The organism is Rhizobium sp. NPDC090279 (assembly GCF_044769665.1).
GTDB lineage: Bacteria > Pseudomonadota > Alphaproteobacteria > Rhizobiales > Rhizobiaceae > Rhizobium.
In genome coordinates this window covers 600,817-613,522 of the sequence record NZ_JBIVYI010000002.1, presented here as the reverse complement: position 1 = coordinate 613,522, position 12,706 = coordinate 600,817, and the positions used below count along the sequence as shown (strand labels likewise).

11 protein-coding genes are annotated in these 12,706 nt (G+C 61.2%); 4 read left to right on the top strand and 7 right to left on the bottom strand.

Going from position 1 to position 12,706, the window contains the following annotated elements:
* Window positions 1–30: 30 nt before the first annotated feature.
* The 7 genes from ACIQWP_RS07085 to glpK all read right to left on the bottom strand — a co-directional run bounded on the left by ACIQWP_RS07085 (window position 31) and on the right by glpK (window position 6,266).
* Window positions 31–459: a DoxX family protein gene (locus ACIQWP_RS07085; RefSeq protein ID WP_402784022.1), complete on the bottom strand. Its 429-nt coding sequence runs from the start codon at window positions 457–459 to the stop codon at window positions 31–33.
* A 30-nt stretch (window positions 460–489) separates the two neighbouring features.
* The gene (locus tag ACIQWP_RS07080) at window positions 490–960 is read right to left on the bottom strand and encodes an SRPBCC family protein (RefSeq protein WP_402784020.1); all 471 of its coding nucleotides are present in this window, start codon (window positions 958–960) and stop codon (window positions 490–492) included.
* A 100-nt stretch (window positions 961–1,060) separates the two neighbouring features.
* On the bottom strand, window positions 1,061–2,317 hold the full coding sequence (locus ACIQWP_RS07075; protein ID WP_402784018.1) for an RNA polymerase sigma factor: 1,257 nt from the start codon (window positions 2,315–2,317) through the stop codon (window positions 1,061–1,063).
* Window positions 2,314–2,688 (bottom strand): YciI family protein, encoded by a 375-nt coding sequence (locus tag ACIQWP_RS07070; RefSeq protein WP_402784016.1) that lies wholly within the window; start codon window positions 2,686–2,688, stop codon window positions 2,314–2,316. Before ACIQWP_RS07070 ends, ACIQWP_RS07075 begins: the two co-directional genes overlap by 4 nt.
* 81 nt (window positions 2,689–2,769) lie before the next feature.
* Window positions 2,770–3,639, bottom strand: coding sequence for an LD-carboxypeptidase (locus ACIQWP_RS07065; RefSeq protein WP_402784014.1), 870 nt, complete (start codon window positions 3,637–3,639; stop codon window positions 2,770–2,772).
* Window positions 3,640–3,775: 136 nt separating this feature from the next.
* On the bottom strand, window positions 3,776–4,585 hold the full coding sequence (locus tag ACIQWP_RS07060; RefSeq protein WP_402784012.1) for a membrane-anchored protein: 810 nt from the start codon (window positions 4,583–4,585) through the stop codon (window positions 3,776–3,778).
* 184 nt (window positions 4,586–4,769) lie between these two features.
* Entirely contained in the window at window positions 4,770–6,266 is a 1,497-nt protein-coding gene (gene glpK, locus ACIQWP_RS07055; protein WP_402784010.1) for a glycerol kinase GlpK, read from the bottom strand.
* Between the two features lie 234 nt (window positions 6,267–6,500).
* Here glpK and ACIQWP_RS07050 point away from each other — a divergent pair, with 234 nt between their 5' ends.
* The 4 genes from ACIQWP_RS07050 (at window position 6,501) to ACIQWP_RS07035 (ending at window position 12,703) form a co-directional block, all read left to right on the top strand.
* A complete protein-coding gene (locus ACIQWP_RS07050; protein WP_402784008.1) occupies window positions 6,501–7,277 on the top strand; it encodes a 3-hydroxybutyrate dehydrogenase in 777 nt (258 codons plus the stop codon).
* A gap of 72 nt (window positions 7,278–7,349) precedes the next feature.
* On the top strand, window positions 7,350–8,819 hold the full coding sequence (gene xdhA / locus ACIQWP_RS07045; protein WP_402784006.1) for a xanthine dehydrogenase small subunit: 1,470 nt from the start codon (window positions 7,350–7,352) through the stop codon (window positions 8,817–8,819).
* Between the two features lie 4 nt (window positions 8,820–8,823).
* Window positions 8,824–11,163, top strand: coding sequence for a xanthine dehydrogenase molybdopterin binding subunit (gene xdhB / locus ACIQWP_RS07040; protein WP_402784004.1), 2,340 nt, complete (start codon window positions 8,824–8,826; stop codon window positions 11,161–11,163).
* 643 nt (window positions 11,164–11,806) lie between these two features.
* On the top strand, window positions 11,807–12,703 hold the full coding sequence (locus ACIQWP_RS07035; protein WP_402784002.1) for a LysR substrate-binding domain-containing protein: 897 nt from the start codon (window positions 11,807–11,809) through the stop codon (window positions 12,701–12,703).
* Window positions 12,704–12,706 lie beyond the last annotated feature (3 nt).

Sequence of the window (12,706 nt, the reverse complement as noted above, 5' to 3'; positions counted from 1 at the left end):
GCAGCGAGCCTTAGCAAATCGAATCCGAAATCAAAAGCTTCGCTGAAAGAACGGAATCATTTTCCGAACCGCTTCATAACGTAGATAAAGTCCGCCCCAGGCCATCACGCCGACATAGACGCCGAACAAGAGATGCGAGAAGATCGGGCTACCGACCCTCAGATGCGTCGCGATCGCTCCGCCAAGAAGGCCGGTCAACAGGATCGCGCCAAGGACCGAAGTCCTCGGGATCGCGTAGAGAATGGCGCAGCCAAGCGTGATGACGCCAAGGAGCCGCGCCAGCGCCGGATCGGCAGAATAGCCGAGCCCGGCCATCGTCTCCGTGACGACTGGCAGCGGCACGAGTTTGATGGCGCCGTCGAAGACGAGAAAGGCGACGATGAGGCCGCTGAGGATCATACCCGCCACGCGCTGAGCGCGCGTGACCGAAGGCACAGATGAATCGACTGCATAAGACATTCCAATATCCCCCGGAATTGAATCAGAAATTCAGATCTTCGCCGCCAGCGCGGCAAGCTGATCGGCGCACTGGGCCCATCCCTGATGGAAGCCCATTTTCTCGTGCGCCTCGCGATCTCCAGCCGACCAATGCAGGACGGTCGCCGTATAGCGCGTCTTGCCGCCGCCGAGATCGTCGAGCTGGATCGTCACCACCATGAAGGGCTTTGCCGACGGCACCCAGGCGCTGGTGAAGGCATCGGTGAAGACGATCCGCTCATTCGGAACGACTTCCAGATAGACACCATTGCCTGGGTAATCCTCGCCTTCGGGGCTGCGCATGGTAACCGAGCTCGAGCCGCCCGCGCGAAGATCGATGCTGGCGGCAGATACGGTCCATGGCAGCGGCGCGAACCATTGTTTCATAAGCTCCGCTTCGGTCCAGCAACGGAAAATCTTCTCGCGCGGCGCATCGATGACGCGGGTCAACGAGAGTTCGTGGCGCTGGGTCTGCTCAGTCATGATTCCATTCCTCTTTGCTGTTTGACGCGGCCTGCTCGGCCTATACCTTAATGACGTTCGGGACCGTCGTTTCCCGACAGCGCAAACACAATTTTTTCGATTATTTTGAAGCGGCAACAGCATCCGCGCTCAGACGATCCAGCTGGTGGCGGATATGGGCCGCTTCGGCGGGCGAGCGGGCAAGCGCAATCGCCCTGTCGAAAGCGACGCGCGCCTCCTGCGAGCGGCCGAGCTGCGCGAGCAGGCCGCCCCTGACGCCATGAAAATAGAAATAGCTGTCGAGCGGCGCTTCCAGCGTCGCAATCAGCGCCAGAGCCGCCTCCGGTCCCTTGAGCTTCGAGACTGCGACCGAGCGATTGAGCGTGACGACCGGCGACGGCGTCAGCCGCTCCAGCATCTGGTAGAGAAGGTTGATCTCTTCCCAGTCCGTATCCTCAGCCCGCTTTGCTCTGGAATGCAGCGCCGCGATTGCCGCCTGAACCTGATAAGGGCCGGGCCGGCGATGGCGGATCGCCTTGTCGAGCAGAGCAAGTGCCTCGTCGATCGATATACGGTCCCAGAGCGAACGGTCCTGATCTTCCAGAAGGATGATCTGCCCGTCCGTATCAAAGCGCGCCTCCTTGCGCGATTGCTGCAGCAGCATCAGCGCCAGAAGCGCCATGGTCTCAGGCTCGGAGGGAAAGATCCGCAGGAGCAGTCGGCCGAGCCGGATCGCCTCGTCGGCGAAGGCTGCCGCCTCGCGATGTGTCCCGCCAGCCGAATAGCCTTCATTATAGATGAGGTAAATCATGGCGCTGACAAGTGCCAGCCGTTCGCTCCGCTCCACCGCGCCAGGCGTTTCGAAGGGAACACCGGCTGCGGCCACACGCGCCTTGGCGCGGGTGATACGCTGCTCCATGGCGCTGTCGCTAACCAGGAAGGCGCGGGCGATCTGTGGCACGGAAAGGCCCGATACAATGCGCAGCGCGAGCGCAATCTGCTGCGTCGCCGGCAGGTCCGGATGGCAGCAGATGAACAGCAGCCGGAGAATATCGTCGCGATAGCCAGAACCATCAAGGCGTTCGGCAAGATCGCTCTCGGCGTCGCCGGTGTCGGAAATCGTCTCCTCGTCCGGCAGGCTCTGCAATTTCGCCTGCTTGCGCACCGTATCGATGCCGCTGTTGCGGCCGACGAAGATCAGCCAGGCAATGGGATCGCGCGGCGGCCCCTTGTCGGGCCAGGTCTTCAGCGCCCTGAGACAGGCCTCCTGGAAGGCCTCCTCGGCGATATCGAGATTGCGGAAGTAGCGCAGCAGCGCGCCCAGCGCCTGCGGCCGGGCATTCGTCAACGCGATGTCGATCCAGGCAATATCCGTCATGTCGCAACCGTTCCCGGCCTGAACACGTAAAGCGGGCGAATCTCGTAGGAGCCGACACCCGGATTAGCCTCGGCCAATTGTTTTGAAAATTCAATCGCTTCGTCGAGCGTTTCAAAGTCGATGACGTAGAAGCCGAGCAATTGCTCCTTCGTTTCGGCGAAGGGGCCATCGATGACGAGCGGTTCGTTCTTGCCTTTGCGCAGCGTTGTTGCTGCCGTCGTCGGCATCAAACGCGCGACGGGGCCGAGCTTGCCCGCTTCAGCCAGCGGCGCCTGCACGGCAAGCAACCGCGCCATAGTCGCCTCCTCCTGCTCCTTGGACCAGGCGAATACGGTATCTTCGTCATTGTAGCATAGGATCGCATAGAGCATGAGGACCTCCTTCTCCAGTAAAGACGAAGGAATAGCATCTGCTCCGACAGGCTGTGTCAAAAAAATCGTTGTGGAAAGAGGTCAGGTGTCGTTGCGCCCGATCGCCAATGTCCCCGCCCTTGCATCGAGCTCCGCGACGGCACCGATGAAAACGCTTGCCGGGCTATCGCCGTGCCCGAGCGGCAAGCCGCCAAGCACCGGCACGCCCAGCTCGGCCAGATGTTCGCGCAGGATATCGATCACCGAATAGGGGCGATCGAACTCGAAATCCGTGAATTGACCAATCGCAACACCCGCCAAACCATCCAGATGGCCCGCCTTGCGCAGCATCGTCATTTGTCGATCCACCTGCCCGCGATACAAATTGACGGCTTCGAGCAACAGGATCGCGCCACGCAGATCCGGCAACGCCCAGCCGGCCGATGTCGCCACCAAATCGAGATTGCCGCCAATCAATCGCCCCTTGGCTGCTCCGCTTGTTGTCAGACCGGAGGTCGGCTCTTCCGGACGCGCATCGATGACGATGTCCTCCGTTGTCATCAACGCCCGACGCAGCGATTCACTGGTATAGGGACTGACACTCTCTTCTTTCGGCCCGAAGGAGAAGGCTCCATGGATGCCGATCTGATTGCAGTTCTTCAGAAGGCTCAAATGCAATGCGGTGATGTCGCTGAAGCCGATGACGAGCTTGGGGTCGCGCCGCGCGGCGGCAAAATCCACTTGATCGGCAATCCGATACGACCCCTTGCCGCCGCGCGTCGTGAAGATCGCCCGAACGTCCGGATCGCGAAATGCGGCGTTGAGATCCGCCAATCGCTCCCCGTCGGTGCCTGCAAGATAAGCCCACTTGCAAAAGGCGTGCTCGCCGAAATCGACGTTCAGCCCCCAGCCTTCCAGTATTTCGGCACTCCTCAGAACCCTGTCCTTGTCGGGGGAGCTTGCGGGCGACACAAAACGCACCTTATCGCCCGGCCGAAGTGGCGGCGGCATCAGCATCTGACTGACCTCTGTGCAATCGAGTGATTCTATGCCGCGATCTTGGCATAAATCGACGACCTTCGTCAGCCGTCGTTCAGCTGCATCCGCATCAACCCGGCGACGGATTGACAGCGATCGTCTGCTGCAATTCTGCGCGCGTCGCTTGGGTGGCCGCCTCCGGCGCGCGCGCCACCTCCGCCCTGCCCTTCCACAAGGGGAGGCCGATCGACCGCGACACGGCCGGATCGCTTGTGAACACCGGATAGCCGCGTTCGAGAAGCCGTTCGAGAACTTCGCGGTCCTTGCGGACATGCAATCGGGCGAGATTTTCGGTGTTGTAGACATGCCCGCCGGAATCGGGGTTGATGCCGGTAATGATGACTTCGGTCGCACCGTTATAGAGCGCGAAAAGCACCGCGTTGATGCCGTTGGAGCATTTGTCGTCCGCGCCGAGCTCGCTGCACTTTACCCCGCCGACGCGGTCGAGAAGCGCCATGCGCTTGTAGCGATCGACGATCTCAAGCCTGTCGTAGCGGTAATTGAAGGCCTTCAACCCGTCTTCCAGCCGCTGAAACTCCTTCCGCCAGAGCAGGACGTAGAGCATCCTCGTCCGCTCGCCGTTGAGAACGCGGCGCACCTCGACGGCGTTTGTATTCGTTCCCTCGATCTGATTGAACTGGACGAGCGTCACATCGGGCGCCTCTATTCCCCAGCCCTTCGTCACCGTCTGCGATCCATTGATGGTGATGACCCGGAAGCTCTTGTCGAAATCCACCGGTCTGTTCGAGACCGGCGCCGATCCGACGACAAGAACAGGGCCATCGAACCGCTCCGCCAGCACCGGTGGCCGCGGCCGCGTCAGATGATACTTGATCCGTCTGTAGATGTGCTTCTTCAGTTCGCTAAATTGAGCAGCCATCATTCGCTTTATCGTCTCTCGGAAGGCGTCCGTCCCGATGGGATTGATCCTGCGAATCGCGATCCGGGACTTTCCTCCCGAGCCGCGAATGAGGCGAGTATCGCTGCGTGCGTTTATATAAGCAAAATAAAGAAATCTTACACGGCATAACCTGGGGTGAGCAGCCGATGAAAGCTTATCACCCCTACCGTGTACTCAAGGTGCGCGAGACCACGTTTTTCCAGCCTTTGAGCTTCGCATTTCGGGTCTTGTCATCCATGTCGGGCTCGAAACGCTTGTCGCGCGCCCAGGCCTTGGCAAAACCGGCGCGGTCCGGCCAGACGCCAGCGCGGCTGCCGGCGAGCCAGGCGGCGCCAAGCGCGGTCGTTTCAAGGATCGTCGGGCGGTCGACCGGTGCGTTGAGCAGGTCGGCAAGCCGCTGCATCGTCCAGTCGGAAGCGACCATGCCGCCATCGACGCGCAGCACCGTATGCTGTCCGCCGCCGTTGCGCCAATCCTTGTGCATGGCATCAAGCAGATCGCGCGACTGGTAGCAAACGGCCTCCAGCGCCGCCCGGACGATTTCCTCAGGCCCGGTATTGCGAGTCAGCCCGAAGATGGCGCCACGAGCATCCGGGTCCCAGTAGGGCGCGCCGAGGCCGGTGAAGGCCGGCACGAGATAGACTTCCTGCAATGGGTCGGCCTTGGCCGCCAGTTCGCCGGAGTCGGAGGCGCGCTGGATCGTCTTCAAGCCGTCGCGCAGCCATTGCACGGCCGCGCCTGCGATGAAGATCGATCCCTCGAGCGCATAGGTCGTCTCGCCGTTCAGCCTGTAGGCAATAGTGGTCAGCAACCGATTCTTCGAGCGTACCATGTCGGCGCCGGTATTCAGCAGCGCAAAGCAGCCGGTGCCATAGGTGGATTTCATCATGCCGCGCTCGAAGCAAGCCTGACCAATGGTCGCCGCCTGCTGGTCGCCGGCAACGCCGAGGATCGGGATTGCGGCGCCGAAGAGCGAGGGATCTGTGATGCCGAAATCGGCAGCACAATCCTTCACTTCAGGCAACATCGCACCCGGCACCCGCAGTATATCGAGCAGTTGCTCGTCCCATTCGTTGCTGCCGATATTATACATCAGCGTCCGGGACGCATTGGTCGCATCGGTGACGAAGCTCTTACCCCCCGTCAGCCGCCAGATCAGGAAGGTATCGACGGTGCCGAAGCAGAGGCTGCCCTTGGCGGCGCGGGCACGGGCGCCCTTCACATTGGTCAGCAGCCAGGAAAGCTTGGTGCCTGAGAAATAGGGATCGAGCAGCAGGCCGGTGCGGCGGGTGAACAGTTTTTCCAGGTCCTGACGCTTGAGCTTCTCGCAATAGCTCGCCGTGCGGCGATCCTGCCAGACGATGGCATTGTGGATCGGCTTGCCGGTCTCGCGATCCCAGACGACGACGGTCTCGCGCTGGTTGGTGATGCCGAGTGCTGCAATATCCTTGGCGGTGATGCCGGCAGCCTCGATCGCCTTGCGGACGGTAACGAGAACCGACGACCAGATCTCTTCCGGATCATGCTCGACCCAGCCAGGCTTCGGATAATGCTGGGTGAATTCCTTCTGCCCGACGCCGGCAACCTTCATCTTGCCGTCGAAAACAATTGCCCGCGTCGACGTCGTTCCCTGATCGATCGCCAAGACATAGCCGCTCATACAGTCCTCCCGCCTGTTGTGTCCCGAAACAACAGATACGCGAGCAAAACGAATGTGAAAAGAAAGCAAAACGAAATTTTTCGCCAAAGCCGGCGCTTTCCTGTTCACGGCATCGTGGGTCAAAGCGCCGCAAAGGCGACCGGCAGCAATGCGATTGCCATATCCGACGATTTGGGACTAGGCTCAACCTGTTTTGCACTGCAGCAGGAAGCTGCGCTGTCCAAGGAGAAGATCATGGCTAGAACAGTTGTCGTCACCGGTTCCACGAGCGGTATCGGCCTCGCCATCGCGACGGCCTTCGCCGCCAAGGGCGATAACGTTGCCATCAACGGCTTCGGAAAACCCGAGGAAATCGACGCGATCAAGACCAAACTGGAAGCCTCGGGCGGCGGCAAGGTGATCTATCATCCCGCCGACATGACCAAGCCCGCCGAAATCGCCGATCTGATCGCAACCGCCAACTCCACCTTCGGCAGCGTCGACGTCCTCGTCAACAATGCCGGCATACAGCATGTCGAGAAGATCGAGGACTTCCCGATCGAGAAGTGGGACCAGATCATCGCGATCAATCTCTCCAGCTCCTTCCACACCATCCGCGCCGCCATTCCGTTGATGAAGGCCAAAAAATACGGCCGCATCATCAACATCGCTTCGGCGCATGGCCTGGTCGCCTCCCCGTTCAAATCCGCCTACGTCGCTGCAAAACATGGTATACTTGGCCTGACCAAGACGGCGGCACTCGAGCTTGCCGAATTCGGCGTCACGGTCAACGCCATTTGCCCCGGCTACGTCCTGACCCCGCTTGTCGAAAAGCAGATCCCGGACACGGCCAAGGCCCGCGGCATGACCGAGGAGCAGGTCAAGACCGAGGTCATCCTCAAGGCCCAGCCCACGCATGAGTTCGTCAAGGCCGAGGAGATCGGCGCCCTGTCGCTTTACCTTGCAAGCGACGACGCGCGCCAGGTCACCGGCACGCATGTCTCGATTGACGGTGGCTGGACCGCGGAATAACCATATGCGGTTAGGGCCGGATTCGTGTGAGCGCCTCCGGCCCTAACCAAACAGATAATAATCGGGAACGACATGAGCGACAGCATCCGCTTTATCCTCAACGGCGAGGATATTACGCTAACAAGCCTGCGCCCCACTGAGACGTTGCTTGACTTCCTGCGTCTCAACCGGCGCCTGACGGGAACGAAGGAAGGGTGCGCGGAAGGCGATTGCGGCGCCTGCACGGTGCTTGTGGGACGCCTGATCGATGGTGGGCTTTACTATGAGTCCGTCAATGCCTGTATCCGCTTCGTCGGCTCGCTGCACGCTACCCATGTCGTCACAGTCGAACATCTGGCCGCCCAGAACGGCACGCTTCATCCGGTGCAGCAGGCCATGGTCGATTGCCACGGCTCGCAATGCGGTTTCTGCACGCCGGGTTTCGTCATGTCGCTCTATGGCCTCTGGCTTTCGACGGATAAGCCGAGCCGGGCGCAGATCGAGAAGTCGCTCCAGGGCAATCTCTGTCGATGCACGGGCTACGAGCCGATCGTCAAGGCGGCCGAACAGGTCAGCCAGAAGCGGCCGAGCGCCCTCTTCGACCCGTTGGAGAAGACCAGGGCCGATATCATCGCCCGCCTCTGGGCAATGCAAGGCGGCGACACGATCGAGATTACCGAGGGCGACGATCGTCTCATCGTGCCCGGTTCCGTGGCCGCTCTAGCGCAAGTGCTTGCCGACGAGCCGAAAGCGACCGTCGTCGCCGGCTCGACCGATGTCGGCCTCTGGGTCACCAAGCAGATGCGCCGGCTCAATCCGGTGGTCTTCATCAACCATCTGGCCGATCTGCAAAAGATTGTGGTCGAAGACGAAGGCTTGAGCATCGGCGCCGGCGTCACCTACAGCCGCGCCTTTACTGTGATCGGCGAAAAGATCCCGGCCCTTGCCAATCTCATCAACCGCATCGGCGGCGAGCAGGTGCGCAATATGGGCACCATCGGCGGCAATATTGCCAACGGCTCGCCGATCGGCGATACGCCACCGCCGCTGATCGCGCTTGGCGCCACCGTAAAACTCCGCTCGACAGCAGGCACACGCAGCTTGCCGCTGGAGGATTTCTTCATCGATTACGGCAAGCAGGATCGCAATCCCGGCGAGTTCGTGGAAGGCATGTTCGTGCCCTACCCTGCCGCGTCAGCACATTTCGCCGTCTACAAGATCTCGAAGCGCCGCGACGAGGATATCTCGGCCGCCTGCGGCGCTTTCCACCTATCGCTGGATGCCGCCGGCAATGTCGCCGATATCCGCATCGCCTTCGGCGGCATGGCCGGCACGCCGAAGCGCGCCCGCGCTGTGGAGGCAGAATTGATCGGCAAGCCCTGGACGGAGGCGACGGTAACAGCCGCACGCGATGCCTTCGATAGCGACTACACACCGCTATCCGACTGGCGCGCCTCGGCCGAATATCGCCAGCTGACTGCCAAGAACCTCCTCATCCGCTTCTACCTGGAAACATCGGGCGCGCCGCAAGAGCTGAAGCGCTTTGCGACGGCGGAGGTCTGAGCCCATGGACAAATCCACTTTCCAAGAACCCAAGGTCGTCATCAACGGCTCCATGCACGGCTCGCTGAAGCATGATTCAGCGCATAAGCACGTCACCGGAGCAGCTGATTACATCGACGATATTCCCGAACCCGCCGGCCTGTTGCACGGCGCGCTCGGCCTTTCCGACCGCGCCCATGCCGAGATCGCCGGCATCGATCTTTCGGCTGTGTCAGCCTATCCGGGTGTCGTCTGGGTCTTCACCGGCGCCGATATCCCCGGCGTCAACGACACCAGCTCCAACGGCATGCATGACGAGCCGCTACTCGCCGAAACGAAGGTCGAGTTCCACGGCCAGCCGATCTTCGCCGTCATCGCCGAAACCCGTGATGCCGCCCGTCGTGCGGCCCGCCTTGCCAAGATCGACTATCGCGACCTCACGCATTGGAGCGATATCGACGGCGCACTCGCCAATGGTTCACCGCTCGTCTACGAGCCGATGACCTTGAAGCGCGGCGAGCCCGAAACCGAGATGGCGAACGCCAAGCATCGCATCAAGGCGCAGATGCGCATCGGCGGCCAGGAGCATTTCTATCTCGAAAGCCATATCGCGCTCGCGATCCCCGGCGAAGACGATGAGGTCGCTGTCTGGTCGTCGACGCAGCACCCGAGCGAAATCCAGCATATCGTCGGCCACGTCCTCGGCATCCCGTCCAACGCCGTGACCGTCAACGTCCGCCGCATGGGCGGCGGCTTCGGTGGCAAGGAGACGCAGGGCAACCAGTTCGCGGCGCTCGCCGCCGTCGCCGCCAAGAAGCTCGGCCGCGCCGTGAAATTCCGGCCAGACCGCGACGAGGATATGAGCGCCACGGGCAAGCGGCACGACTTCCTGGTGGATTACGAAGTCGGCTTCGACGACGAGGGCCGTATCCATGCCGTCGATGCCACCTATGCGGCGCGTTGCGGCTTCTCCTCCGATCTTTCCGGCCCGGTCACCGACCGCGCGCTGTTCCATGCGGATTCGAGCTATTTCTACCCGCATGTGCATTTGGTTTCGAAACCGCTGAAGACGCACACCGTTTCCAACACCGCCTTCCGTGGCTTTGGCGGCCCGCAGGGCATGGTCGGCGGCGAACGCATGATCGAGGAGATTGCCTATGCGCTCGGCAAGGACCCGCTCGAAATCCGCCGGGCCAATTTCTACGGCCAGCCGGGCTCCGGGCGGACGCTGACCCCCTATCACCAGGAAGTTACCGACAACATCATCAACCGCGTCGTCGACGAGCTGGAACAGACCGCCGACTACCAGACACGGCGCAAGGCCATCATCGAGTTCAACCGCTCCAGTCGCTTCATCCGCAAGGGGATTGCGCTGACGCCGGTGAAATTCGGCATCTCCTTCACCATGACCGCCTTTAACCAGGCCGGTGCGCTCGTGCATATCTATCAGGACGGCTCCATCCACCTGAATCATGGCGGCACCGAAATGGGCCAGGGCCTCTATACCAAGGTGGCGCAGGTGCTGGCCGACAGCTTCCAGGTCGATATCGACCGGGTGAAGATCACGGCGACGACAACAGGCAAGGTGCCGAATACGTCGGCAACCGCGGCATCCTCCGGCTCGGACCTGAACGGCATGGCCGCCTTTGATGCCGCCCGGCAGCTCAAGGAGCGCCTCGTCGCCTTTGCCGCAGAAAAATGGGGCGTCGGCGCTGAAGACGTGCAGTTCCTGCCGAACCGCGTGCGCGTCGGCGAGGAGGAAATCCCCTTCCCGGATTTCGTCAAGCAGGCCTATTTCGCCCGCGTCCAGCTCTCGGCTGCCGGCTTCTACAAGACGCCGAAGATCCACTGGGACCGCAAGGCCGGCCGCGGCACGCCCTTCTATTACTTCTCCTACGGTGCCGCCTGCTCGGAAGTGTCGATCGACACGCTGACGGGCGAATATCTGATCGACCGCGCCGACATCCTCCACGACGTCGGCCGCTCCCTTAATCCGGCGATCGACATCGGTCAGGTCGAAGGCGCTTTCGTGCAGGGCATGGGCTGGTTGACCACCGAAGAGCTGTGGTGGGATGCCAAGGGCCGGCTGCGCACCCATGCGCCGTCGACCTATAAGATCCCGCTGGCGTCGGACCGGCCGAAGATCTTCAACGTGCGCTTGGCGGAATGGTCGGAGAATACGGAGGCCACTATCGGTCGTTCCAAGGCTGTCGGCGAGCCGCCCTTCATGCTACCGATTTCGGTGCTCGAGGCGCTATCGATGGCGGTCGCGAGCGTCGCGGATTACCGCGTCTGCCCACGGCTCGATGCCCCGGCAACGCCGGAACGGGTGCTGATGGCGGTGGAGCGATTGAAGGGGATGTGATATCTGCCGAGCCAAAGCTGGCATGCAGACCGTCGGATGTCACAGAGGGAGCTCGTGTTTGCCGCAGCATACCCCCTCTGTCACTGTCGTGACATCTCCCCCACAAGGGGGGAGATCGTTGGGAGTTTGTCCCGCCGCCTAACAGAACATCGCAACATTGTTTCTGCAGGCATAGTGTTCGTTTGATACTCGTAGAAGCTACGAGTTACCAATCTCCCCCCTTGTGGGGGAGATGTCACGACAGTGACAGAGGGGGGTACGGAGTCTCAGCATACTCATAGGTCTTAACTCGTGACCGGAATTAACATCGAGCCGACCCTTAACACCCCTTCACCCACTACAGCACTCGCCTATCGTCATAATGCGGTTCACGCCCGTCGAGAAATCCAAGGTCGCGCTTTAGCCGGTCCGGCATCTCATCGAGATCCAGATGTGGCGACGGCTCCGCATGTTTGACGAAAGCCTGTGTCAATGATTCCAAAAGACGTGCCAAAACCGTGGGCTTGGCTGCCGCCACCGGCTCTACGATATAGCAATCCATGATAACACCTCAGTCCAGTCAACGATATGGATTGCAGTTTGTCGCGAAAAATGCTGAAATTCCAATCGAACTATCGTCTGCATACATAAAGAGAACTTATCCATGAAGCTGTCCAAGCGCTTTCCTTTGAATGCGCTCCGCGTCTTCGAGGCCGCCGCCCGGCTCGGCAGTTTCACGCGGGCCGGCGAAGAGCTCGGCATGACGCAGACGGCGGTCAGCTATCAGATCAAGTTGCTGGAGGAGACCGCAGGCGAGCCATTGTTCCTGCGCCGGCCGCGACAGATTCTCCTGACCGAAGCCGGAGAGCAGCTGGCGCCGAAGGTGTCGGAAGCCTTTGCCATGCTGCAGGAAGCCATGGCCTCGATCAGAGGCGAGGCCGAAACCACGCTGCATATCCACTCGACCCCCACTTTCGCCTCGCAATGGCTGGCCCGTCATCTCGGCTCGTTTCAGCTCAGGCATCCCAATATCGCCGTGCGGCTGGACACGTCTGGCTCGATCATCGACTTCGCCCGGGAGCCCTCCGATATCGCCATCCGCGCCGGACGTGGCCAGTGGCCGGGACTGCGCGCGCACCTGCTGATGAAGGTCTATTTCACGCCGATGTTGAGCCCCGCGCTGGCGGAAACGATCGGCGGTATCCACGAACCGGCGGATCTCTTGAAACTCCGCATCATCGATGCCGGCGATCCATGGTGGGTGCAATGGTTTCAGGAGGCCGGCGTTCCCGATCCCGGCCTTCAGGGCCGGCCGCGCAGCAGGCTCGGCGCCCAATCCTTCGAGGCGAGTGCCGCATTGGCGGGTCAGGGCGTTGCCGTTCTGACACCCGAATTCTATGTGGATGATCTGGCTTCCGGCAGACTGATCCAGCCCTTCGATATTCTTTCGTCCGACAATACGGACTACTGGGTCGCCTATCCGGAAAACAGGCGTCATACGCCGCGCATCCGCGCATTCAGGGATTGGCTGCTTGGCGAATTCGGCATGCCGCTGGAATAATGC

Coding starts and splice junctions, on each gene's coding strand:
- ACIQWP_RS07080 (WP_402784020.1), bottom strand. CDS start 960: ATGACTGAGCAGACCCAGCGCCACGAACTCTCGTTGACCCGCGTCATC.
- ACIQWP_RS07070 (WP_402784016.1), bottom strand. CDS start 2,688: ATGCTCTATGCGATCCTATGCTACAATGACGAAGATACCGTATTCGCC.
- xdhB (WP_402784004.1), top strand. CDS start 8,824: ATGGACAAATCCACTTTCCAAGAACCCAAGGTCGTCATCAACGGCTCC.
- ACIQWP_RS07075 (WP_402784018.1), bottom strand. CDS start 2,317: ATGACGGATATTGCCTGGATCGACATCGCGTTGACGAATGCCCGGCCG.
- xdhA (WP_402784006.1), top strand. CDS start 7,350: ATGAGCGACAGCATCCGCTTTATCCTCAACGGCGAGGATATTACGCTA.
- glpK (WP_402784010.1), bottom strand. CDS start 6,266: ATGAGCGGCTATGTCTTGGCGATCGATCAGGGAACGACGTCGACGCGG.
- ACIQWP_RS07035 (WP_402784002.1), top strand. CDS start 11,807: ATGAAGCTGTCCAAGCGCTTTCCTTTGAATGCGCTCCGCGTCTTCGAG.
- ACIQWP_RS07060 (WP_402784012.1), bottom strand. CDS start 4,585: ATGGCTGCTCAATTTAGCGAACTGAAGAAGCACATCTACAGACGGATC.
- ACIQWP_RS07085 (WP_402784022.1), bottom strand. CDS start 459: ATGTCTTATGCAGTCGATTCATCTGTGCCTTCGGTCACGCGCGCTCAG.
- ACIQWP_RS07050 (WP_402784008.1), top strand. CDS start 6,501: ATGGCTAGAACAGTTGTCGTCACCGGTTCCACGAGCGGTATCGGCCTC.